This window comes from Kovacikia sp. CALU 1929 (genome assembly GCF_056784235.1).
The window spans coordinates 24,107-46,721 of the sequence record NZ_JBXBCF010000119.1 but is presented as its reverse complement, the minus strand read 5'-3'; the positions used below and the strand labels follow the sequence as shown (position 1 = coordinate 46,721).

Here is a 22,615-nt window from a genome sequence, read left to right as displayed (position 1 = left end):
TTCTTGCAGACACGATCGCACACAATCGCAAACCATGACCTGAGACGCTGATTGTTTTCCTGAGAAATCATCTTGCGGGGCTTTTTGTGAGCAACCCCTGAAGCAGGCGGATAACCTGTACCTGCCCATTTGCCTGACTAATTGCCGCCTGAGCATGGACAAACGTAAGTTAACCTACCAATAGAGTTTGAGATGGGGATGCCATGGTTGCGGATCTTCTGGCGGCTGCAATGCAATACCACCGGGCGGGGATACTGGCAGAAGCCGAGCGGCTGTATCGAGAGGTGTTGCAGCAGCAACCCACTCAACCAAATGCCCTCTATTTGCTGGGATTGCTTTCTCACCAGGGGGGGAACCTGGAAGGCGCGATCGCGCTTTATCAACAAGCGCTAGCCGCCCAACCCAATTTTGCGGATGTACACAACAACCTGGGGGCAGCGTTTCAGCAACAGGGAAATTTAGCCGCTGCGATCGCCCACTACCAATCCGCCCTGCGGATTAAACCCGACAACCCCAGTGCAAATGTCAACCTTGGCGTGACGTTACAGCAGCAGGGAAAGTTAGCCGCTGCGATCGCCCGCTACCAGAAAGCGCTTCGCTTCAATCCCAACCTGCCAGAAGCACACAGCAACCTGGCACACGCACTCAAAGAGCAGGGAGATCTGGAGCAGGCAATTTCCCATTATCAAACGGTGCTGCAACTGACCCCCCATCATCCAGACGCTTACCGAGACTGGGGAGATGCGCTGGTAGAGCAAGGCAAGATAGCGGAGGCGATCGCCCTGTTCGACCAGGCAATTGCTCGATTTCCGAACCATGTTAAGCTGCAAGGCAGCCGGATTCGGGCAAAGCTAGTCTCCGGTAACCTGAGGCAAGGTTTTGCCGAATATGACCCCTGGCGCTTGAATGTAGCCGGTACACCCAGACCCTTTACCCAACCTGGATGGGATGGCTCTAACCTGGATCAAAAAGTGATTTTGCTGTACACCGAAGCCGGAGCCGGGATGGGCGATCTGATGCAGTTCATTCGCTATGCGCCCCTTGTAGCCGAACGGGGTGGACGGGTGCTGGTAGAATGTCCCCCTGCGTTGATCCGGTTGTTTCAGCAACTGATCGGGGTTGAAACTGTGGTCGCAACCGGAGATCCCCTCCCCGCCTATGATGTGCAGGCATCCATCCTGAGCCTCCCCCACCTTTTCAACACCTGCCTGGAAACCATTCCGACTAACATTCCCTATCTAACCGCCCCTTCCCCTCTTCCCTCCTCCCCCTCTCCCCCCGTCAAAATCGGGTTCGTTTGGGGCGGTGATCCCAACCATCTCCACGATCGCGAACGCTCTTGCCCGATCCAACACTTCAAACCCATCCTCCAGATCCCAGAAGTTGAATTTTTCAGTTTGCAGAAAGGGTCCCATCAGACGGAACTAGCCGCAATCGATGCTCTGCCCATTCAAGATATGAGCGATCGCCTGCATGACTTTGCTGATACAGCCGCCGCGATCGCCCAACTAGATCTGGTGATCTCAGTCGATACTTCCGTTGCCCACCTGGCAGGAGCTATGGGGAAACCCGTCTGGATTTTGCTGTCGGTTGCCTCTGACTGGCGCTGGCTAAAACATCGGCAGGATAGCCCCTGGTACCCGACTGCCCGACTATTCCGTCAATCCCGTCTGCATGATTGGGCACCAGTTTGTGCTCAGGTAGCAAAAGCCCTGACCGAATACAGCGGCAGCCCTCAGAGCTAGGACAAATTATTAGTGGTCAATCAGCAGCCCGAAATTGATCCACAACACGGTCTAACCCAACCGCGCGGGATGCTTTGAACAGAAGGCGATCGCCCGGTTGCACCAATTCCTTCAATCTCGCAACCACTTCCTCATGGCAACTAAACTGCTCAGAGGGTAGCGGCGATGCGCCCAATGCCATTGCGTCTGCCTCGGCTTCATCTGCCAGGATCAACAGATGGTCAAGCTGAAGCCGCTTCACCGCAGCCCCTACTTGCTGGTGAAATTCGGGCGATCGCTGACCCAGTTCCTTCATGGTTCCCAAGACAGCAATCCGCCGCTTGCCCGGAGTTTGTGCCAGCATTTCCAGTGATGCCAGCATGGACTCTAATCCGGCATTGTAGGTTTCATCAAGAATCACAATGTCTTGCGGTAACTCATGCCGTTTTGCCCGTCCTGCTGGTAGGTCAACCGTCAATCCCGTTGCCAGTGGTGACCAATCAATCCCAACTGTCCTGGCAACAGCCAGAGCCGCCAAATAATTTAAGGCGTTATGACGACCTGGCAAGGGCAGGGGTAAATCCAGCCCATCAACTCGCAAGGTCTCTGGGCTGATTAGTTCTCCATGAATGTCTCCCCCATCTAACCCGTAGGTTATCGTTTCCCCGTGCCAGACCGTTGCCGCCGTTTTGAGCAAAAGCGGATTGTCGTGGTTCAGAATCGCGATTCCCGTTGGGTTCAATTCCGCCAGAAGTTCACACTTTGCCTGGGCGATCGCCTCCTCTGATCCCAACCGTCCAATATGAGCAGTTCCGACGTTGGTAATGACCGCAATATCGGGATAGGCAATCTGGGTCAAAAGGGCAATTTCTCCCCGCCCCCGCATTCCCATTTCAATCACCGCATAATCGTGCGCTGGCTCTAGTTCTAGCAGAGTTCTGGGAACACCAATTTCATTGTTGTAGTTTGCCTGACTTTTAAGAACGTGGGGGGTCGGGTGTGTGTGGTCGGGGGTCGGGTGGGATAAAACAGCGGCAATCAGTTCTTTGGTGGTTGTTTTGCCAACCGATCCAGTCACGGCAATCACCGGAATGGTGAACTGTTCTCGCCACCAGCGGGCGATCGCCTGATATGCCACTAAGGTATCCACCACCGTCAACAGGGGAATTGGAGACACCGTTTTGGATCTCAACCTGCTAAAGGCGGAATCGACGCTCACAATCGCAGCGATCGCCCCCTGACTGGCTGCCCCATTAACAAACTCATGCCCGTCAAAATTTTCGCCCTTGAGCGCCAGAAAAACCTCACCAGGGCTAATCTTGCGCGTATCTGTTGTAATACCTACTGCTTGAGTGGCTAAAACCTGACTCGAAACCCCAACCGGCGTTGCATTCAGAATTGCAGTCAGTTGAGCCAGGGTTGCAGAAAAAGACATACTACTTACCCCCCACGACTGACCACGAAACACCTGACACCTGACAACCTGACACCTCTTTCCCTCACTCGCCCAACTGTTCCCCAGCAGATGAACTGTCAACCACCACTTCCTTCGCCTTACGGGACTCTAGCCAGAAGGGGATCACAATCCAGGCAACGACAATCAGCAAGGTTAAGAGGGCAAACCGACTTGCCCATTCAACTAGCTTTTCCAGAGGGACGACTTGCCCAGCAAAGAAGGCAAGGGTGACCATGACCGACGCCCAGGCAACGGCTCCTAGGGTGTTGTAGAGCATAAATCTGGGGTAAGGCATTTGAGCGATCCCCGCCAAGGGACTGGCAAAAACTCGCAATAGGGCAATAAAACGACCTAAAAAAACTGCTTTTGCTGCATTCTCACTGAACTGATTCTTGAGGGAGACTAAGCGATCTTCCTGCACTCGGAACAATCGACCGATCGCCACCAGCAAAGGCCAACCCCCGTATCTTCCTACCCAGTAACCAATCGTTCCACCCAACGTAGCACCCAGCACCGCATCAGCCAGCACAATCCAATAGTTCAACTGATCACTTCCAGCAAGGAAACCACCTGCCAGCGTGACCGTTTCACCGGGAATAGGAAGCCCAATATTTTCTAGCAATATTCCCAAAAAGACTGCCCAGTATCCGTAATGCTGGGCAATCTCCTCAATTCTCTCTATCGAAATTAAATCTGACATGCGGGCAGTCTTTTACAAAACGTCATCTTCATATCTCAGATATTGGCGTGTTTCTACAAATTCTGTCAATCGAACCAAATATCTAGAATTCCTGGCAATTATCCTCTGTTTGTGAAATAAGTGTTCAAGAATACGGTTTTCTTCCAAAAGTAAGAAGTTTATTAAAAACAGATAAATTACAGTCGAATTCAATTGGAGGTTGAAGATTGCGTGAAGTTACCGAAATGGATCATACTCTCAGCGATGTAATCCTTAGTATGTTATTGAGATTACCGTAGTTCTACTTAGATACTGAACGCTTCGATCGCTTCCAAGATTTGTTCCCTGTGAGTTTCAGTGTTCTCAGATACAGATAAATGAGTGCAAGGGCTTGTTATCCGCAGGATGTCTGAGATTTTAGGTTCCGCAAGTGACTAGTTGATAACTCTATCTGCTGGATTATATGGATATGAAACTCGTACATGAGGATCGGTTTGTACTGCTACAGCCTCAAGGGAGTCTGGATTCCCATGCTGGAATGCGCTTAAAGCAGCAAATATTGGATATTGAACCCGACCAATTTGACCTATGCATTGTGGATCTGGCTGGGGTCGATTTCATTGATAGTGCAGGTCTTCTGGCTTTAGCCACAGGCTTAAATGCGGCAAAGCGGAGAAAGTGTCGATTAGTGATTTGTAATCCTCGCCCTTCGGTCAGGTTAATCTTTGAGATCACCCAGTTGGACTCTGTATTTGAACTGTTTAATACCTACTCAGAAGCAGCCAGCGTTTCCAATCAAACGGAGCCACTAACCCAGATGGGGTCTCAACCTATCGCCGCGTAGGCAGGGTTTGCTATAGCAACGTAGGGCATCTACAGCGACAGCGACATTCAACGCTGTCAATTTTTTTCTTACAAAATTAAGCACCCCTCAGATTATGGTTTGCTAGAGCATCAACCTGATTTTGAGGTCATAGATTGGCTTCCCTGTCAGGCAGCACCAGTGACAGACAAACAGATCGGGGATTTGTCTGTTCAGGCTGGCGATCGCAGGTTCTGCTGGAAACGGGATCAGTCGATCAAAGTAGACCTTCCCTGTCTGAATTCCAACCTGCACCAGGTAGACTGCTGGGGGTGCTTTGAGCGAACGGATCAACCGAAACCCTAACTCGTAAAGAGGTTGCCTCCAGCGATCAGGGAGATGAATAGGCTGAGTGTAACGGGAGGATGCGTTCGCTGGCTGAGTGAGGCTATCCCCCCTTAATCCAATCACTTCTCCATAAAGGGGTCCTTTAGCGGTCAGGGCGATCGGTAACCACAAATCTCCGATCCCAGACTCATACCCCCAGGCTTTTACGTGTCTCCGCAGGCTGATCAGATCCCGACAGGACTGGTAGATAGCCTGTCCCGGAAACGTTAGCCACTCAGGCACTTCCAAGGTTAAAGGACAGATCAAACCGCCTGCTAAGCCTGGATTATCCGCTCCCCATCCTTCAGCCAAATCGCCGGATGAAATGACCTGAATTTCACTTTCAGAAATACAAAATTTAGAGGCAGAAACCACCTGCTCCTCTGGAAGCACGGTCTGTTCCTGCCGCTCCAAACTGCCAATTGGGGACGACTGCGACTGAGCCAAAATTGCCCGCTTTAACGCCGCCACCAGTTCAACTTGACTCGTGCAGACGTGATTAAGCTGAAGGGGTGCCTCAACAGTCTCTATAACAATGAGGACGTTTCCCATTTGAGCCGATTAAGCATTCCCAAAACTTGGTAGGGTCGCTCCAGTAAACCGACCAAAGCTGGGTAGATCGAGGTGGGTTTGACGGCGAGTTCTCACGGCTAACCGATAGCTGACGCTTTGCAGTTCGGCATGGAGTTGGCGATTTTCCCGCTGAATCTGGGTAACCTTCTCCCGAATGGGAACCATGCGTTCAGCAAATTTCTGGCGATAGATTTTGGGCAGTTCCTGAACGACCTGCTCCAGCATCCGGGAGCGATCGGTTAACTCCTGAACCGTTTGCTTGAGCTGATAAATTTCGCTATCGCGATCGCTAATCTGCTCTTGATAAAAGGTAACTTGCTGCTCTACTCCTTGTAGTTGTTCTCGCAGAGCACGCATTTCAGTCATATGCCGCTCAGAAACCTCTGGGTTCGGCATAAAGCCAGTGTTGCCCTTGACTAGACGAAAAAGCTCCTGGGACAACTGCTGTACCAGGCTATCGCGCATTTGCAGCTCTTCACTCAGACGGGCAACCTCAGCTTGCAGTTCGGTCGGGTTTTGACTCACAGAATAGGTCACGTCTTTGTCACTCCGTTGTTATGAATTTCAGACTGGTTAGATGCTCTTCCCAGCGACGGGGAGGGGAAGAACGACGGATCTCCCTCCAAATTGCAGTAGCCGCTAATGTACCATCTGCAACCGCAATTGACACCTGGTTAATTCCTTCTTTAAGATCACCCAGGGCAAAGATGCGAGGATGGGAGGTGCGACACATGGAGTCGGTGCTTAAATTATTTCCCTTCCATTGCAAATCGAGCGCTTTAAGATACTCGCTAAAGTAGTGGGAACCCATTGCCACCAGACCCGTTTCTAGCTCTACGGTAGAACCGTCGGTTAATTCTACCCCAGTCATCTCATGATCGTGACCTAAAAATTTTTGAATCGGCATTTCAACTAGAGGATAGCCGTGTTCGCTCAACTTCTGGCGCATTTCGGATCCCACTTCACAGAGACCTTGGGTAAAAACCGTGATGTAAGGAGTAAACCAGTTGAGCACAAAAGCCGTATTGATGGCAGATTCTGTATGTACAAATAGTCCACACTTCTTATCTGCCATCTCATAACCGTCACAAATCATACAAACATGCAGATTGTATCCCGCGTAGTCATACACATTCTGCATATCTCCTAGCTGAGGCAGATGGTCAATGATGCCGCTGGCGGCAATCAAATAACGGCAGTGAAAGATGGGGTAAGCACTTTCTTGTTTGCCGACCTTCACCTTGACAGCAAAGGTGTCCCCCTCATCGCGTACCTCTTCAACAAAGCCCATGAGATAGTCGCCGTTGAGGGAGAGGTAGTGCTGCTGACCCTGTTGCAGCATGCTGCGTCCGGGAGTATCCGGAGGAAGCCCCAAATAATTCCGTAAATCCTGCATCCAAAAAGACCGCCCCCGTCCCTTTTCAATGACCAGGGAAGAAAGGCGGTAACGTTGCAAATAAATCCCTGCCGAAAGACCTCCCGCGCCTCCTCCTACAACAATGACATCGTAGATTTGATCTATACGCTGTTCCAGGTTCTTCTTGGAGAGCTTCATTGTCTGCTTCGGGGGATCTCGGTGGATATGGTATCGAGCCTGTTAAGCCTGTACTGCTGCCTCTTCCTTAACAGCTTTTGGAGCTTCCTGCCGAACCGTGAGGTAACGAATCACTTCATCGCTCAAGCGCATTGCCCGCTCCATCATCGCAATCTGAGAACCATCTGCCTCATAGTTCATCTGAATATAGATGCCTTCCCGGTACTTCTGAATCTCATAAGCCAACCGGCGCTTGTTACGGTGCAGGGTTTCAGTAATCTGCGCTCCGTTATCACGCAAAATCGTCTGGTATTTTTCGATAGCGTTGTCTACATCTTCTTCGCTGATATCGGGGCGAAGAATATACATCGTTTCGTAACGGTTCATCATGTTTAATGCGGTCTCCTTGTGGGCAGATGGCTTGTCAGGCAAAAATTTAGAATCAGGGCTTAGGCTGAGAAATTGCTCCACTGCCCATCATCGGTTGCCTGAAAAGCAAGGACTTATTATTCTAGCCTAATTTTTGGATCAATGGAAATTGCTGAAAACTTCTGTAGGTGCGACTCTAATCAGGTCACTCTGCATCGATAATCATCAGTAGCTCATCAGACGTATTCGTAACCCTATGGCACAGCGCTATGTCCGCGTTCAGGCAGCAGATGGACAAATTTACTATGGACTCCTTCAGCTTGGTCGAGAGGTGCAGGCGTTGGATGCGCCGCCCTGGCTCAAGGGGCAACCGACTGATCTGGAGTTGGCACCGGATAGTTATCGGATTTTAGCGCCCTGTGCCCCGTCTAAAATTGTGGCAGTTGGGAAAAACTACGCTGACCATGCGGCTGAAATGGGAACCCCGGTGCCAGAGGAACCTCTTTTATTCTTGAAGCCACCTTCGGCGGTGATTGCTGCCGAAACAGAAATTTACTACCCTCCCCAGTCGCAACGGGTGGACTATGAAGGAGAATTGGCGCTGGTAATTGGCGATCGCTGTGTGGACTGCACTCCAGAAGAGGCTCAGACGAAAATTTGGGGCTATACGATTGCGAATGATGTGACTGCCCGTGATTTGCAAAGAAAGGATGGGCAGTGGTCACGGGCAAAAGGGTTTGATACCTTCTGTCCCTTGGGTCCCTGGGTGGTGCGAGAGGTTGGTCCGGCAGCCCAAATCCAAACATTTTTGAACGATGAAACCAAACCAGCTCAGTCTGCCCTGATCAACCAGATGGTGTTTTCACCCGATTATCTGGTGTCCTATATTAGTCAGGTGATGACCCTGATGCCCGGAGATGTAGTGTTAACTGGAACACCAGAAGGAGTTGGACCCATGCAGGTGGGCGATCGCATCCGGGTGGAAATTGAGGGGATTGGTTATCTGAACAATACGGTAGTTGCCAGGGAAACGGACTTACCGCGATTTTTAGATGAGTAAAGTACAACTACGTGTGCATGAATGGGGGGATGGATGTGCATGTTGGCTGTGACAAAGATCACTCGAAATGCTGATTGATATCGCTCCTATCCCAATGTCTAAGGAACATACTAAAGGAGACTCAACTTTAGCCGAGTCATCAACAGGGAACACACGACTGCCGGCAGGTTTCTTCTAGAAGCTGTCGGTTTTTTGTTTGTGAATATCCTATTCCCCATTTCCCGATTCCTCCCCTTCATCGCATCGCTCCCATCGTAGTTTTCCAGGACAGTTCTTTACACAAAATGTTTAGTGCCCGCTGATCTGCGCCTGTAAAGAGATTGGTATCAATCAACTCGGTTAGGACTTGCTGAGTCAGTTGGGCAGCAAATGCTCCACCACATTTCAGTAGATGACTGTAGTAACAAAATTGGGGACGCAGTTCCTGGTTCAGGTGAAAACGATAGATTTCGTCCTGAGCCATTTTATAGACCACAGCATTAATCGGAACGACTATTTTAGGAATACCGTGGATGCCATAAGACTCGCCATTTTTCTGCACTAAAGTACCAATTAGGACGGTACCTAAAAGGGTACGGGTTTCATCGATCAGGTCTGGGGAAAATACGGGATCGGGATCGCTGGTCAGGCGCGGTCCCATATTGAGAAACATGGGATTGAATAGTTGGGAGTTGTAAATTAGCCCTACTGCCCAATGCCGACCTTCACTCTCTAACTTGACGAAGGAACCAAATCCATAGTCATCGGGTTCAGGCGCATTGTCATAGCTCTTTCCATCATCCAGTTCTACGATGTAGTCACAGTGAGAATTGGATTTAACGACTTTGCCCAAACGCACAGCAAATTCTCCTGATTGCATATCAAGGCTCCATACAAGGATACGCAAGGACGGTGAAACTGAAACATTTGTACGAGTAGACCCCTTGTGTGCTGCTGAAAAGCAGGATGCACTGAAACTTCGTTCTAAGTTCATCTCAGTTTAATTCATCTCTGGAATCAGTAACGCCAGAAGTTGATAGGCGAGCGATCGCTCTGTTTCGATAAACTGAGACTAGATTATTTCTTTATGGAAGCCGTAGTCTGGTATCCGGTTGAGGGCAACAGCAAAGTGATTCAGAGCTAAGTTTCCGGAAAAAATTCCTTAAACAGTCGCAGAATGGTTTCTCTGGCTGCACGATATCCACCATCTAAGTAGACTCCGCCAATCACTGCCTCAAAGGTTTCTGCTAGCACCTGGGGGTGTTCGTAAGCTCTCTGCTTTTTCTCCCCTTCCCCCAGCTTGATAACAAAACTCACCCCAATTTCTTCACTAATCCTTGCCAGGTTTGCTTCAGACTCCAGTTCTTTCTTCTTTTCGACAATATCGCCCCTGGTCTGATAACCTGCCCTAATCAAGAGTTCAGTTAAGACTGTCTTAAGTACCTCCCCTCCCAGCACACAAAACACCTGCTGATCTTCACAAGGTTGCCCTTTCTGATAGGCTTCCAAAGCATAGGCTTGGGTTGTTAATGCCCGTTTCAGCAGCCGTTTGTCAAAAAAGAAGTAGCCGAGTTTCTCTTCGAGGGTCATAAGAGAGCATTAAAAATATCCCCAAAAACTATCCGCTCCTATCTGAACACCTGCGAAAACCAGGATAGTTCAAATAGGAGCGGTCTAGGGGGTCTTCAAACTGAAACCAGACTGCCGGAAGGAACTCCGAATCAGCCCAACTCTTGGTTGTAATAGCTCAGGTGAACTACGGCTGACTGTTTAGAGAACAGCCCCGGCACACAGCCGGCTAACTTCAGTTTGATGACCCAAGCGTTTACTACTATCTTGCATGGGCATCACCTCCTTGTTGCCTGAACGGTCTTAATTTCAAAGGGTTAAAGTTGGTTTAATTTCAACCAACACTTGTTCAAGATAGCATATCCATCTAGTCTTTGGTGAGGTTTAACCCCCACATTCATTTGAATCTCCAGAGGCAATATTCAGCCATCGCCACAAGAACCTAGCTCATTACGGATCCTCGTATTGCAGTGGGTGGAAGGTTCATTTCTCTCAGTGAAAACCGTTGTAGCCAATCGTTAAAATTCTTTGTTAAGATGCACCAAGCTTTCAGGAAAAGGACTCAATTTGATGGACCGCCGCACTTTTGTGACATGGGTTGGGCTAGGATGGCTTTCCAGTTGCTTACCTGTGGCACTTGCCGCCTGTTCCCAATCGACAGAGGATGGGTTCAGCATCATTGGATCGGCTGCGGATCTCGACAAAACTGGTCAGCTTACCTATCAAAGATTTGGGGCAGAAAGTGTTGTAATTGTGCGTGACCCAAACCAATCAGGTAATCTTTTTGCTGTAAACCCAAAGTGTACTCACCAAGGTTGTGACCTTCAGTGGCAGGGTGACCAAAAAGCGTTCGTTTGCCCCTGTCATGGAGCACGTTTCAATGCCGACGGTGCGGTTGCGAAAGGTCCGGCAGGAACGGCACTAAAGACCTACCCGGTCAGAATTGAGGGCGATTCTGTTCAAGTCAAAGTATGAGTAGTATTTCACCCACCGACTGATGCAGTTCTGCACTCCAAATATCGGTGCAGAACTACATTTAGAACCCGCCTTTCCTACGGTTGGTGAACCCATGTACCGCAGACCGCTGAATGTTATCGGAAAAACCGGATGCCAGTATTGCGAATTCCCAGTCTGGGGTCGAGGGCAATTCGAGAGCCGGTGCGATCGACGTGATAAGTCCAGGCTCGTTGACGCACCTGCACCACCACTCTATACCCTTCTATGGGGCGGTACTCGCGGGTGCACCGTTCACCAAAATTAAACAGACACGGATTGCCAAAGGTTTGGGGGGTTGCCTCGGTAATTCGCAGTGAGGGGAGCGGTTGCCCTGAACGACGGGCAGCATCGCGCAAGACTGCTTGCTGCACTGCCGCAGGCACATTGGCACTGGTTCCACCTGTCCTGGGGTCAAGGACTACCTGGTACCCAGAACGACTGACGTGATAGTTCCAGGATCGTCCCCGTGCCTGTACAGTCACTTCCCACCCTTCTACGGGGCGATACTCGCGGGTGCAAACTTCGCCAAAGTTGAACTCGCAGGGGTTACTAAAGGTTCTGGAGTTGACACGGGTGATTTGCAAGGCATTGATCGGTAGACCTGATTGTTGGGAGGCATCTCGTAGAACAGCGTTACGAGCGGGTCCGGGGAGGTTGGCTGTAGAGTTAGATCGACCTGGGTCTGCAACAATTTGGGAGCCAGTGCGATCGACATGATAGGTCCAGCGTTGCCGGTCTGCCTGCACCACCACTTCCCAGCCTTGAATTGGACGATACTCGCGGGTGCAAACTTCGCCAAAGTTGAACTCGCAGGGATTACCAAAGGTTCTGGGCGTTACCTGAGCAATTCGGAGCCTGCCAACTGGAACCCCCGATCGCCGGGATGCATCCTGAAGAACTGCCCGTTCTACCCGGTTTGGTAAATTATTACCCCAAAGGTTTTGATTGGGAAAAAGCTGGCTAACCGTGGTTCCAGCAGAATTCAGGCTATTGGCATTTGCCAGATTAGGTTTCATCAGTTCCAATCCACTGGCAAGAAGGCTTGCCAACGCAAAAGTCAGCGCAAGTTTTTGAGAGGCGCGATCGCGGTTTGCAATAGTAGATAAATGGTTCATAGTTTTCATCGGTGAATCTCCGTCATCAACAGGGTTCATCACAACTGGAAAGCAATCCGTCAAGTGATAGTTTCGCTGACGTTGAGTACCGAGTCTAAAGTTCCTGAAACCCTGTCTGGTTACAGTTTCTGTAACAGCCAGTGGGCTACACGATCAGGCGTATCCGTTGCACCTAGCAGCCATTTCCATTGCACTTAACTACACTCCTGCGTTTCTATACCCTTTAACCCATAACCCACAATCAAAGCAATCGTTTACCCATTCGAAAATCGCTGCCAATCAGTTATCGGGTCAATTGACTGCACGAGATCTCTGCCTTCTCCAAAGAAGTCAGGGATTTTGGTAGAGATTGGCTTGATGTCAGTCTATTGGTGAGCAGTGCTGTCGATTCTACAACGAACAAGTTTTTAGATTCATGCCGTTGCAATCAAAGCTTCTGCGGCTTTGTGATTTAACGGTTTAGCGAACAAGTAGCCCTGTCCATATTCGCAATCTAATTGCTTCAATTGGGCTAACTGGTCTGCTGTTTCAATCCCTTCTGCAACCACATCCATGCCTAAACTATGGGATAGGGTTAGAATTGCCCGGACAATTTCGGCATTCTCTCCCTCCTGCCCCATAGTACGAATAAAGGAGCGATCGATTTTTAGGGTGTGAATCGGAAATTGGTGTAGGCGGCTGAGGGAGGAATATCCAGTCCCAAAATCATCAATACATAACTGCACACCCAGTGCCTTTAATTGCTGAAGTAACCTGGCAGCAGAACTGGAATTTTCCATAATTCCACTTTCAGTAATTTCCAGTTTCAACTTGTCGGGTGCTAACCCAGTTTGTTGCAGAACTTGAGCAATATCTTGAACCAGATTGGGTTGCGAAAGTTGTTTACTAGAAAGATTGACATTAATACTGAGGGAATTGTAAGCAGGAAATTGCACTTGCCATTGGCGTAGCTGACGGCAAGATTCCCATAACACCCATTGCCCAATTGGTACAATCAACCCAGTTTCCTCTGCAACTGGAATAAACTCAGCGGGAGAAATCAATCCGCGTTCTGGATGTTGCCAGCGAACCAGTGCTTCAAATCCACTGATCTTGCCCGTTTTTAACGCCACAATCGGTTGGTAAAAGACCCGCAACTCCTGGCGATCTATTGCCCTGCGGAGGTCGGTTTCTAGCTGCAATAGGGCGACTGCCCGACTGTACATGTCGGCATTGAAGACCGCATAACGATCTTTGCCCTGTTCCTTTGCCTGGTACAGGGCGGTATCGGCATCTCGCAGTAAATCCTCGGGTTGAGCAGCGCTGGCTCCATGCATGACAATGCCCATACTGGCAGTGGTAAAGATCTCATGGTTGTTTAAGCGTAGGGGTGCCCGAAGTGCCTGTTGGATGCGTTCAGCAATGCTGATCGCATCATCTGCACTTTTAATTGAGTCGAGCAAAATGGTAAATTCATCTCCACCTAACCGGGCAACGGTATCCCCCGGTCGCAGACAGGACTGTAAGCGACCGGCAATTTCGACTAATAGCTGATCACCCACCACATGTCCCAGACTGTCGTTAACGACTTTGAAGCGATCGAGATCGAGAAATAGGACCGCAAACTGCTCGGTGGGATAACGCTCGGTGCGGGCGATCGCCTGCTTAAGGCGATCAATAAACAGCAGCCGATTGGGAAGTCCAGTTAGGGCATCATGAAAAGCATCATGGGCTAACTGTTCCTCTACCCGTTTACGGTCCGTGATATCGACAATTTGACCAATGGTTTGCAAGGGGATTCCATTTTCATCCCGGATCAGGGTTGCTTGCAGGAGTGCATTGACGACCCTACCATTTTTGGCAATGTACCGCTTTTCAATTTGAAAATGGGAAACCTCTCCTTGAATCAGCTTTTTGGTCAGCGCCAGATCCACATGTAGGTCATCCGTGTGGGTAATGTCGGCAAAGGAGCGGTCAGCCAGTTCTTCAGCGGTATAGCCCATGACCTCACAAAATGCTTGATTAACCCTGAGAAAACCCCCTTCCAGAGTATTCAACGCAATCCCAATCGGAGCCAGTTCAAAAATTAGACGGAACTGCTCTTCGCTTTTCTGCAATGCCTCTTCTGCCTGCTTGCGCGTGGTGATATCGGTCGCAATCCCATCCAGTCGCGTCGTTTTACTCTCAATATCGCAAATGACGTGGCAGCGTTCTCTCAACCAGCGGACTTCACCATCGGGTCGAATAATCCGGTACTCGCTATCTTTGCTGCCCGTTTCCAGCATTGCTTGAGATTCTGCCCAGACATAGGCTTGATCCTCTGGGTGAACCATCTCTAGCCAGAGATTAGAGTTCCTGAAAAACTCTACTACTGCGCGACCATAAACTTTCTCTGCCGCAGGATTGAGATAGAAAAACTCCGTCCCCGTTGCCGAAGCAGACCAAACCACATCTTCCAGGGAATGAAGGATGCTATTAAGCCGCTGCTCACTTTCACGTAAAGCGATTTCTGCCCGTTCGCGTTCATTCTCCATGCGCTTGCGTTCGGTGATGTCAGTAATCATCCCAAGGGCACCGGCATAATTTCCTTGCTGATCCAGAAAGGGCGCGGTGGATAGGATTGCCCACAGGTCAGAGCCATCCTTGCGACGGAATTTGAAATCGTGCGCCTCGCTAATGCCTTGGCGGCGGCGTTCCAAATAACCATAGGCGATCGCAATTCCTTCCTCATCCATGAAGGAAAAAAGGGTTTCACCCAGCATCTCGTCAATTGAGTAGCCCAGCATCGTTGCCATTTGTTGATTCACAAAGCTGGTCTGGTTATCCCGGTTCAGTACCCAGATACCCTCAGTCGCAATCTCCACAATTTGGCGATACTTTTCTTCCTGTTCCCGTAACGCCTCTTCTGCCTGCTTGCGATGGGTGATGTCGGTTTGAATTCCAACAAAGTGAGTCACACATCCCTCAGCGTCAAATACTGGTGCGACATAGAGTTCATTCCAGAATAAGGTGCCATCTTTACGGTAATTGCGTAAAGTGACATGACATTCCCGATGTTCCTGGAGAGCAGAACGTAGCTGATCAAGTGCAGGCTGATTGATATCTGTTCCTTGCAAGAAGCGGCAGTTGCTACCCAGCACTTCATCAGGGGTGTAGCCCGTCATCGCTGCAAATGCTGGGTTGACATAAATGATGGGATTATCGGGTTGATTAGCATCGGTCAGCACAATACCATTACTGCTTGCCGCGATCGCCCGTTCCATCAGTCTTAGACGGTCTTCTACCTGCTTCTGTTCTATGGCGGTTGCCAGCACATTCGCGATCGCCCGAAGAAAATGAACATCATCCTGGGTAAATATTTGGGGCTGGTTTGAATACCCACCCAGAATGCCAAACGGTTGTCCCTGCCCTGGAATTAGGATACTAATGCCACTAATTACATGGTGATTATGCAACAGGGGAGAACCCCCAAACCGGGTATCCACCCGAAAGTCTTCTACAATCACAGGAGCTTGAGCTAGAAGGGTATACCCCATCAGAGAATTTGGCTGCGTCCCAATCCGTGCGACTCCTACCAACCCCCGCCGCCAGCCTACCCCCGCCTGTAGTTGCAAAGCATTGCCTCCTGGCAGCAGTTCCAGAATCCCACAAAGTTTGATATCAAGAACTTGAGCCACCAGTCTCACAGCTTCGTGCAACAGGGTAGAAAGATCCGTTCTTGCCAGCGCTCGTTGCCCCAATTCTGCTACAGCTGCTTGCTGACGGGCACGAGTTTCAAACCGTTCTTCACTGGCTCGGAGTGCCTGCTCTGCCCGTTTTTGAGCCGTAATGTTGCGCTGAATAGTTGCCAGACACAGGACCTCCCTCGTCTCCGGATGCCTGACCACAAAACAACTCCGGTACATGTCAAAGCATTCACCTGTGGCAAAGTGGCGCAGCCTTCCCTCGCCTTCATGCCGCCCTGTACTCTGGATCGTAGGCAGAGTGATTTCACAGAACTGCCCCAAATCTTCGTCTGGTAGATAATCGGAGATCCGTTTGCTTTTCGCTTCGTCCAGGCTGTCTAAGCCAACCAACTGGCGTCCCGCCTGATTGACATAAAGGACCTCACCTGCCAGGGATGACATGGCAATAAAGTCATTGCTATTTTCAACCAATGCCACAAATTTTTGCCAATCTGCCTCTAACTGCTGACGGTGAATAATTTCCTGGCAAATAGAGAGATCTGGTAAAGGGCGATTGGGCTGAACTGGCTGTTGCCTGGTAATATCCATCCACACCATTAATGCCGCTTGAGTCCCTTCATAATTGATAACTTTGGCTGAGACTAGTGCATCAAATATTTCTCCGTTGATGCGTCTTAGCTTTAATGGATAGTTAATTAATGGTTGGCTATTTTTTAACTGAGTAATAATTTGAACGTGATCAGTTGAATTAGCATAAAAAGCAAGACTTAGGTAATCAAGACTAGCCCCATCCCTCAAAATACCGAAGAAACTGGCGATCAGGTTATTTTGCAATAGGACGCGATCGCTCTCCAAGCAGATCAGCGCAGTTGGCAATGGATTAATTTCTAAAAAAGAACCTATTAATGTTCTCAGTTCTGCTGCAACATTCTTGCGGGGCGCTACCTCTTGTGGTTCTGGTTGAATGCCTCGACGTTCAATGACGGACTCGGCAACGGGTACGTCTAGTGTCGATTTAGATGAATTTGAAACTCGTTTTAAATGGAAGTTGTGATGGGTGAATGTCATGAGTCAAACTCTTGAACAGAGTAAAACAAATCAGTTGGATTAACCAAAGGAGCTTCAGAAGAGAAGCACTAACCATCTGGTTCATTCATAGCTGTATAAAGGACTAAAAGTATTCAGTAATAACACCAGGCAACTAAGATGAGCCAATCAAACGAATTCTCTGAGTAGTGAGATAAATAGCATCAATTACACAGGCATTCGCTGTGTGACACTCGCCTGAAAACCGCTGTAAACAGGACTGGCTCTGGAGGTATAGTTAATTTATTCTTAATGTTGCACAGCCTGGATGAAATGTTACTTTTTTTACAAAACGTTTACAGAAAAGGGCTAGAAAGTTAGCCAAACAATCCTGGGTTGGCGGTCGGAATCCCCGTCCAGTTCAGCCAACTCAACCTGTGCAGGCTCAAAAGCATTGCGTTGACCCGCCGTGCCACAAGCTGTAGGTAGACTTTGCCTGTACATAGCAGGTTTTATTAATGAACAATACTTTAGCCGGGGTTATTCCCAGAGAAGCCACTGCACATTGACAACCAGAGGAGTAAGAAGATTTGTCAGTCAAATCGCTCCGTTGCTTTATCTTCTCTTGTTCTTCTCGATTTCTTTTTACCTTTACAGGTAGTTCCCGAAATGCGAGGAGAATTTTTGATGAAAGCAAAGTATGTCAGCGATCTTGAAGTGGAACTCGCTCCTGACTCGGTAACTGAGAAGCGGCTAACTCACCGTCAGATTAGATCCTGGTTAGGCAAAGTTTGGAATTTTGTAGTAGACACCTTGACACAAAAGCCTGAACTCCAAATTCGGGAAATTTGCGATCGCGCAGGCAATACCTGGTGGTATGTGTACGACCCAACTACAGGTTACTCTGCCCGATTAGCATCCGAAATGGAAGTCCGGATTTGGCTGGAGCATCACTATAGTCGCTCCTTTGATTAGCTCGGCTTCGCCATACTACCCAGCCCTCCACTCCATACCTCACCAACAACTAACAACTAACAACTAACAACTACTTCCTCCACACACACCCTACCTCCCATTTCCCAATCCACCAAGGAGTTCATTCCCATGAAAAAAACAACTTCATTCCTTCTAAGCCTGATAGTTGCGGTTGGGCTGGTTGTAGGGTCTGTGATATCTACAAAACACGCGATCGCTCACCTGCCTGAAAGTAGTCAGACAAAATCAGGCGAACATACCAACCCCAAAGTATCTAAACCCTACGCCCCACTTTATGAGAATCTGGGCAACCTGCACCATCCCATTTCCACTAAAAATAAACTTGCTCAGCGCTATTTTGATCAGGGCATGACGCTTGCCTACGGGTTCAACCATGATGCCGCTGCCCGTTCCTTTAAAGAAGCAGCCAAACTCGACCCCGACTGTGCCATCTGCTACTGGGGCATTGCCTATGTCCTGGGTCCCAATATCAATGCTCCGATGGAGAAGGATGCCGTTCCGGAAGCTTGGGAAGCGCTTCAGACAGCCATCCGGTTGAGCAAAAACGCCAGTGCCAAGGAGCAGGCATATATCCAGGCATTAGCCACCCGCTATCCCCAGCAGCACATTGAAGACCGCAAATCCTACGACATTGCCTATGCCAATGCTATGCGGGAAGTTGCCAGACGTTATCCTGACGATTTAGATGCTGCCACTTTATTTGCAGAAGCACTCATGGATACCACTCCCTGGGACTACTGGGAAGAGGATGGGACACCAAAACCGGAAGGGGTTGAAATCATGACAACGCTGGAAGGAATTTTGCAGCGTAACCCGAACCATGCCGGTGCCAACCACCTCTATATTCATGCCGTGGAAAAAGAACGGCCCGAATTGGGTTTACCCTCAGCCGATCGCCTGATGAAACTGGTTCCTGGTTCTGGGCACCTGGTTCACATGGCATCTCATATTTATATCCGCACCGGTCGTTACCATGATGCGGTTCTCTCGAATCAACTGGGGATTAAGGCGGATGATCAGTATGCCGCCATCTGCCATGCCCAGGGTATGTATGCCGATGCCTATATGCCCCACAATCACCACTTTCTCTGGTTTGCCGCCTTAATGACCGGACAGAGAGACGTCGCGATGAATGCCGCGATTCAAACGGCAAAGGTGAATCCTCAAACCATGCGTCAGCCTGAGATGGCGGGGTCGTTGCAGCACTACTACACGATTCCTATGTTTACCCGTACCCGCTTTGGTCAGTGGGATGAAATCCTGGCGCTGGCTGCACCCGATTCGGATCTCAAATACCCCAATGGGGTGTATCACTACATCCGGGGCAGAGCATTTCTAGCAAAGAAACAGCCGCAACAGGCAGCCCAGGAATTGAAGCAGTTGCAAGCGATCGCGGCTGATCCATCATTAAAAGACATCAAAATCTGGGGATTTAACTCCACGGCGGATATTCTCACCATCGCTTCGGAAGTGCTTTCTGGCGAACTGGCAGCAATCCAGGGCAATTACGAAGAAGCAATTTCCCACCTGCAAACAGCAATCAAGCGAGAAGATGCCCTGGTCTATACCGAACCGGCGGACTGGTATCAACCTGCCCGTCAATCTCTGGGGGCTGTGCTGCTAAAAGCCAATCGTGCTCCAGAAGCCGAGCAGGTCTACCGGGCAGACCTGAAGATCTACCCGGACAATGGCTGGTCCCTTTATGGATTGGCGCAAAGTCTGCAAGCTCAAAACAAAACCAAAGAAGCCCAGGCAGTGAAAAAACGTTTCAAAGAAGCCTGGAAATACTCTGACGTGAAAATCGTTGCCTCTCGCTTCTAGCTAACCACTCTCCTCACTCCTCTCCCCAAACCTATGCACACTAATACCAAAACCAAGTGGATGATTTACAAAGAACTGGAACTGATTCCCGATTGGGTACCCGAACCGAAACTGACCTATCCAAAGCCCGCCCTGTCCTGGTTTACTAGAATCTGGCAAATGCTAATCAATACGATGGCTCCAAGTGGTGAACCTAAGATCTGGAAAACCATTGATGATGGAGGCAACCTTTGGTGGAATGTCTATGACCCACTAACAGCTCATATGTTTTACATGAGTTCAGAAGATGAAGTAATGATCTGGCTGGATCAGTATTACGGTCTTGACTAGCAGAAATCGACATCAATCTAGCTACCGTGCTTGACACCTAACACCTGACACCTGATGCAAAAGAAAGTTGTACTATTAGCCCTCTGTCAAGCTCTGGCAATGACCGGGAATATCATTCTATTCACAGTAGCAGCGCTCATTGGTCAAACCCTGGCAACGGATAAGTCTCTGTCAACCCTGCCATTGGCATTGCTTCAGCTTGCCACAATGGGCGTTATTATTCCTGCCTCTCTGCTGATGCGTTGGGGAGGGCGACAGTTTGGATTTATCATCGGCATTCTGATTGGTTTAGCAGGGGCAGGGCTGGGAATTTACGCCGTTTTTGTCCATAATTTTGCTCTGTTTTGTCTGTCTGCCATTATGTTTGGTAGCTTTAACAGTTTTGTTGGGTTCTATCGCTTTACGGCTGTTGAAGTCTCAACGGATGCCTTTCGATCGCAGGCGATCGCTCTGGTCATGGCAGGTGGTGTGCTGGCAGCCCTGGCAGGTCCCCAGTTGGCTACCTGGTCTAAGGATTGGCTACAACCTGCAACCTTTGCTGGGTCGCTGGCAATGATTGCTCTATTGCAAATTCTGTCTTTGGGAATTCTATTGCTGCTGAAATTACCCCGTCCTACCAATGTTGAACTTGAGGGAAAGGGGCGATCGCTACCTGTGATTATGCGACAACCGCTATTTATCGTGGCGGTATTGGGTAGTATGTTGGGTTATGGGGTGATGGTCATGGTGATGACGGCAACTCCGTTAGCAATGGTCGCCAATGCTCATCCCTTCCATGAAGCAGCAACCGTGATCCAGTGGCATGTTCTGGGGATGTTTGCGCCATCGTTTGCCACCGGGTTTTTAATTGCCCGATTTGGGGTGTTGACCATCCTCGGTTTGGGAGGAATCATCAGTCTCCTTTGTATATTAATCAACCTGGGGAGTACCGGGCTAATCAGCTTCTCAGTTGCATTAATGCTGCTAGGAATTGGCTGGAATTTTCTCTTCATCGGTTCAACCACGTTGTTGACCGAAACCTACACGCCTGCTGAAAAAGCAAAAACCCAGGCAGTTCATGACTTTCTCATGTTCGGGTTTGTTGCCTTTGCAACCATACTTTCCGGTAGTCTGTTTCAAAATCTGGGCTGGCAAGCCGTCAACCTTGCTGGAATTCCAATGGTTTTGAGCATCCTGATAGCAATCTTCTGGTTCCAGAGGCACCAAGTTGCAGAACAAGTTGAAGTCAAACAAACCATTCAGAAACCTATTCAACCCAATTTGTAGCCATCCAAATTGCTGGATGGAATAGGGAAAATGCTAACGAACGTGCGATCGGCGAAAAGGCATAACACAATTAATTGACTACTGGTTTGTCAGCCTTGTGTTTGTGAGTCTGGGATAATTAGTATGCTTCCATAGGTAGATGTAGAGGGTATGCAATCCCCCACTTTAATAGGGTAGAGAAGAGAACTCAGTTGAGAACAAGTCAACCATTACCCCTATGGAATCGTCTAAAAATCAATTTTTTGCCTCCCGCCTAGTGAGCGGGTTTTTGCTGGGAGTTTTCTTGCCATTGCTGGTCTTTCTAGTCCTCGCAAGCCATGTCTGGCAGCAGGGTAAGGGGTTTATCTGGGATATTCCATTCCTGCAATGGGTTCATACAACTGCCCGACCCATTCTAGATTCGCTTGCCCATACGTTGACTCCCCTGGGGGTGTCCTGGGGAGTGGTGCCTGTGTTGACCGTCCTTGGTGGGGTGCTGATTTACCGGCGCAACTGGCGATCGCTCCTTTACCTGGTGCTTACTCCCATCGGCAGCGCCTTGCTTAACCACTCTGTCAAGCTGTTTTTTCACCGGGAACGTCCCCATGTGTGGGAAGTGTTGCCGCCCAATTTGACCTATGCCTTTCCGAGTGGACACGCGATGTCCAGTGCCTCGTTTGCGGTTGTGTTAATTGTGCTAGCTTGGAATACCCGCTGGCGCTGGTTTGCGGTGATTGGCTGTAGCCTGTTTGTGTTAACGATTGGCTGGACACGGCTTTATTTGGGGGTGCATTATCCTAGCGATATTCTGGCGGGATGGATGCTGGCGATCGCCTGGTCAGTGGGAATCATGCTGCTAATTCAACCCCAAAATGTCTCGATCAAGAAGTTAGATCAACTACCAGAATCCATCACAGCAAACATGGAACACTTCTAACTGAGGAACACGAAGGAGAGCAGAAGTTGATGGATCTATTGTCAACACAATTTGCAATTCCAACCAGATCAAGGTACGGGGGAAGACTTTGCAGACATAACAGGCAATGACGAAGGCGATCGCAGGTTGACGAGTCTTGCTTTTTCTTTATCCTTTACCGAAGTGAACTACCAAACTTCCAACTAGCCCACAAACCACACAAGACCTCCGAGGTTTCCAAAAACCTCGGAGGTCTGAGCCATACAGCGTCGAGTTTGCTGAATCGTATATAGCGTTTCCTGTCTGAGTGAGGTACATCTCGTCTGTTTGACTCAAGGATTCTACGGCTATCCATGTACCTCACTGGATTCAA

The 22,615-nt window shown here is 49.3% G+C and carries 19 protein-coding genes; 9 read left to right on the top strand and 10 right to left on the bottom strand.

What is annotated here, in order from left to right:
* Positions 1-203 precede the first annotated feature (203 nt).
* Positions 204-1,745 carry a tetratricopeptide repeat protein gene (locus tag AC1S52_RS32670; RefSeq protein WP_482033230.1) on the top strand — a complete coding sequence of 514 codons (1,542 nt, stop codon included), beginning with the start codon at positions 204-206 and terminating at the stop codon, positions 1,743-1,745.
* A gap of 16 nt (positions 1,746-1,761) precedes the next feature.
* Here AC1S52_RS32670 and AC1S52_RS32665 read toward each other — a convergent pair whose 3' ends face one another.
* Together AC1S52_RS32665 and AC1S52_RS32660 are read right to left on the bottom strand one after the other, a co-directional pair.
* Positions 1,762-3,159 (bottom strand): UDP-N-acetylmuramoyl-tripeptide--D-alanyl-D-alanine ligase, encoded by a 1,398-nt coding sequence (locus tag AC1S52_RS32665; protein ID WP_482033229.1) that lies wholly within the window; start codon positions 3,157-3,159, stop codon positions 1,762-1,764.
* Positions 3,160-3,223: 64 nt separating this feature from the next.
* Complete coding sequence (locus AC1S52_RS32660; RefSeq protein ID WP_482033228.1) at positions 3,224-3,880, bottom strand: DedA family protein; 657 nt, start codon at positions 3,878-3,880, stop codon at positions 3,224-3,226.
* A 448-nt stretch (positions 3,881-4,328) separates the two neighbouring features.
* Here AC1S52_RS32660 and AC1S52_RS32655 point away from each other — a divergent pair, with 448 nt between their 5' ends.
* Positions 4,329-4,703 (top strand): STAS domain-containing protein, encoded by a 375-nt coding sequence (locus AC1S52_RS32655; protein WP_482033227.1) that lies wholly within the window; start codon positions 4,329-4,331, stop codon positions 4,701-4,703.
* Positions 4,704-4,805: 102 nt separating this feature from the next.
* Here AC1S52_RS32655 and AC1S52_RS32650 read toward each other — a convergent pair whose 3' ends face one another.
* Genes AC1S52_RS32650 through rpsF form a run of 4 tightly spaced genes read right to left on the bottom strand, consistent with a single transcriptional unit; the run spans position 4,806 to position 7,545 of the window.
* Entirely contained in the window at positions 4,806-5,600 is a 795-nt protein-coding gene (locus AC1S52_RS32650) for a hypothetical protein (protein WP_482033226.1), read from the bottom strand.
* 9 nt (positions 5,601-5,609) lie between these two features.
* Positions 5,610-6,158, bottom strand: a complete 549-nt coding sequence (locus AC1S52_RS32645; protein ID WP_482033225.1) for an Npun_F5560 family protein — start codon at positions 6,156-6,158, stop codon at positions 5,610-5,612.
* A 7-nt stretch (positions 6,159-6,165) separates the two neighbouring features.
* Positions 6,166-7,176 carry an NAD(P)/FAD-dependent oxidoreductase gene (locus AC1S52_RS32640; protein ID WP_482033224.1) on the bottom strand — a complete coding sequence of 337 codons (1,011 nt, stop codon included), beginning with the start codon at positions 7,174-7,176 and terminating at the stop codon, positions 6,166-6,168.
* 42 nt (positions 7,177-7,218) lie between these two features.
* Positions 7,219-7,545: a 30S ribosomal protein S6 gene (gene rpsF / locus AC1S52_RS32635; protein WP_482033223.1), complete on the bottom strand. Its 327-nt coding sequence runs from the start codon at positions 7,543-7,545 to the stop codon at positions 7,219-7,221.
* Between the two features lie 235 nt (positions 7,546-7,780).
* On the opposite strand from rpsF, the gene AC1S52_RS32630 reads away from it, so the two are divergent.
* Positions 7,781-8,584 (top strand): fumarylacetoacetate hydrolase family protein, encoded by an 804-nt coding sequence (locus AC1S52_RS32630; RefSeq protein WP_482033222.1) that lies wholly within the window; start codon positions 7,781-7,783, stop codon positions 8,582-8,584.
* A gap of 235 nt (positions 8,585-8,819) precedes the next feature.
* Here the strand turns inward: AC1S52_RS32630 and AC1S52_RS32625 are convergent, their stop codons facing one another.
* Together AC1S52_RS32625 and AC1S52_RS32620 are read right to left on the bottom strand one after the other, a co-directional pair.
* Positions 8,820-9,443, bottom strand: a complete 624-nt coding sequence (locus AC1S52_RS32625) for a DUF8166 family protein (protein ID WP_482033221.1) — start codon at positions 9,441-9,443, stop codon at positions 8,820-8,822.
* A gap of 260 nt (positions 9,444-9,703) precedes the next feature.
* On the bottom strand, positions 9,704-10,153 hold the full coding sequence (locus tag AC1S52_RS32620; protein ID WP_482033220.1) for a ribonuclease III domain-containing protein: 450 nt from the start codon (positions 10,151-10,153) through the stop codon (positions 9,704-9,706).
* 549 nt (positions 10,154-10,702) lie between these two features.
* On the opposite strand from AC1S52_RS32620, the gene AC1S52_RS32615 reads away from it, so the two are divergent.
* Positions 10,703-11,107 (top strand): QcrA and Rieske domain-containing protein, encoded by a 405-nt coding sequence (locus tag AC1S52_RS32615; protein WP_482033219.1) that lies wholly within the window; start codon positions 10,703-10,705, stop codon positions 11,105-11,107.
* A 116-nt stretch (positions 11,108-11,223) separates the two neighbouring features.
* On the opposite strand, the gene AC1S52_RS32610 is transcribed toward AC1S52_RS32615, so the two are convergent.
* Positions 11,224-12,252 (bottom strand): hypothetical protein, encoded by a 1,029-nt coding sequence (locus AC1S52_RS32610; protein ID WP_482033218.1) that lies wholly within the window; start codon positions 12,250-12,252, stop codon positions 11,224-11,226.
* Positions 12,253-12,656: 404 nt separating this feature from the next.
* The gene (locus tag AC1S52_RS32605) at positions 12,657-16,976 is read right to left on the bottom strand and encodes a PAS domain S-box protein (RefSeq protein WP_482033217.1); all 4,320 of its coding nucleotides are present in this window, start codon (positions 16,974-16,976) and stop codon (positions 12,657-12,659) included.
* 645 nt (positions 16,977-17,621) lie between these two features.
* On the opposite strand from AC1S52_RS32605, the gene AC1S52_RS32600 reads away from it, so the two are divergent.
* The 5 genes from AC1S52_RS32600 (at position 17,622) to AC1S52_RS32580 (ending at position 22,263) form a co-directional block, all read left to right on the top strand.
* The gene (locus tag AC1S52_RS32600) at positions 17,622-17,909 is read left to right on the top strand and encodes a hypothetical protein (protein ID WP_482033216.1); all 288 of its coding nucleotides are present in this window, start codon (positions 17,622-17,624) and stop codon (positions 17,907-17,909) included.
* A 129-nt stretch (positions 17,910-18,038) separates the two neighbouring features.
* Positions 18,039-19,751 (top strand): tetratricopeptide repeat protein, encoded by a 1,713-nt coding sequence (locus tag AC1S52_RS32595; protein ID WP_482033215.1) that lies wholly within the window; start codon positions 18,039-18,041, stop codon positions 19,749-19,751.
* Between the two features lie 33 nt (positions 19,752-19,784).
* A complete protein-coding gene (locus tag AC1S52_RS32590) occupies positions 19,785-20,081 on the top strand; it encodes a hypothetical protein (RefSeq protein WP_482033214.1) in 297 nt (98 codons plus the stop codon).
* Positions 20,082-20,135: 54 nt separating this feature from the next.
* Positions 20,136-21,347, top strand: coding sequence for an MFS transporter (locus AC1S52_RS32585; RefSeq protein WP_482033213.1), 1,212 nt, complete (start codon positions 20,136-20,138; stop codon positions 21,345-21,347).
* A 217-nt stretch (positions 21,348-21,564) separates the two neighbouring features.
* Positions 21,565-22,263 carry a phosphatase PAP2 family protein gene (locus tag AC1S52_RS32580; protein WP_482033212.1) on the top strand — a complete coding sequence of 233 codons (699 nt, stop codon included), beginning with the start codon at positions 21,565-21,567 and terminating at the stop codon, positions 22,261-22,263.
* The last annotated feature ends 352 nt before the right edge of the window (positions 22,264-22,615 follow it).

Bases quoted from the DNA above. Each gene is read 5' to 3' on its own strand.
- AC1S52_RS32670 (WP_482033230.1), top strand. From the start codon at position 204: ATGGTTGCGGATCTTCTGGCGGCTGCAATGCAATACCACCGGGCGGGG.
- AC1S52_RS32665 (WP_482033229.1), bottom strand. From the start codon at position 3,159: ATGTCTTTTTCTGCAACCCTGGCTCAACTGACTGCAATTCTGAATGCA.
- AC1S52_RS32660 (WP_482033228.1), bottom strand. From the start codon at position 3,880: ATGTCAGATTTAATTTCGATAGAGAGAATTGAGGAGATTGCCCAGCAT.
- AC1S52_RS32655 (WP_482033227.1), top strand. From the start codon at position 4,329: ATGAAACTCGTACATGAGGATCGGTTTGTACTGCTACAGCCTCAAGGG.
- AC1S52_RS32650 (WP_482033226.1), bottom strand. From the start codon at position 5,600: ATGGGAAACGTCCTCATTGTTATAGAGACTGTTGAGGCACCCCTTCAG.
- AC1S52_RS32640 (WP_482033224.1), bottom strand. From the start codon at position 7,176: ATGAAGCTCTCCAAGAAGAACCTGGAACAGCGTATAGATCAAATCTAC.
- rpsF (WP_482033223.1), bottom strand. From the start codon at position 7,545: ATGATGAACCGTTACGAAACGATGTATATTCTTCGCCCCGATATCAGC.
- AC1S52_RS32630 (WP_482033222.1), top strand. From the start codon at position 7,781: ATGGCACAGCGCTATGTCCGCGTTCAGGCAGCAGATGGACAAATTTAC.
- AC1S52_RS32625 (WP_482033221.1), bottom strand. From the start codon at position 9,443: ATGCAATCAGGAGAATTTGCTGTGCGTTTGGGCAAAGTCGTTAAATCC.
- AC1S52_RS32620 (WP_482033220.1), bottom strand. From the start codon at position 10,153: ATGACCCTCGAAGAGAAACTCGGCTACTTCTTTTTTGACAAACGGCTG.
- AC1S52_RS32615 (WP_482033219.1), top strand. From the start codon at position 10,703: ATGGACCGCCGCACTTTTGTGACATGGGTTGGGCTAGGATGGCTTTCC.
- AC1S52_RS32610 (WP_482033218.1), bottom strand. From the start codon at position 12,252: ATGAAAACTATGAACCATTTATCTACTATTGCAAACCGCGATCGCGCC.
- AC1S52_RS32605 (WP_482033217.1), bottom strand. From the start codon at position 16,976: ATGACATTCACCCATCACAACTTCCATTTAAAACGAGTTTCAAATTCA.
- AC1S52_RS32600 (WP_482033216.1), top strand. From the start codon at position 17,622: ATGAAAGCAAAGTATGTCAGCGATCTTGAAGTGGAACTCGCTCCTGAC.
- AC1S52_RS32595 (WP_482033215.1), top strand. From the start codon at position 18,039: ATGAAAAAAACAACTTCATTCCTTCTAAGCCTGATAGTTGCGGTTGGG.
- AC1S52_RS32590 (WP_482033214.1), top strand. From the start codon at position 19,785: ATGCACACTAATACCAAAACCAAGTGGATGATTTACAAAGAACTGGAA.
- AC1S52_RS32585 (WP_482033213.1), top strand. From the start codon at position 20,136: ATGCAAAAGAAAGTTGTACTATTAGCCCTCTGTCAAGCTCTGGCAATG.
- AC1S52_RS32580 (WP_482033212.1), top strand. From the start codon at position 21,565: ATGGAATCGTCTAAAAATCAATTTTTTGCCTCCCGCCTAGTGAGCGGG.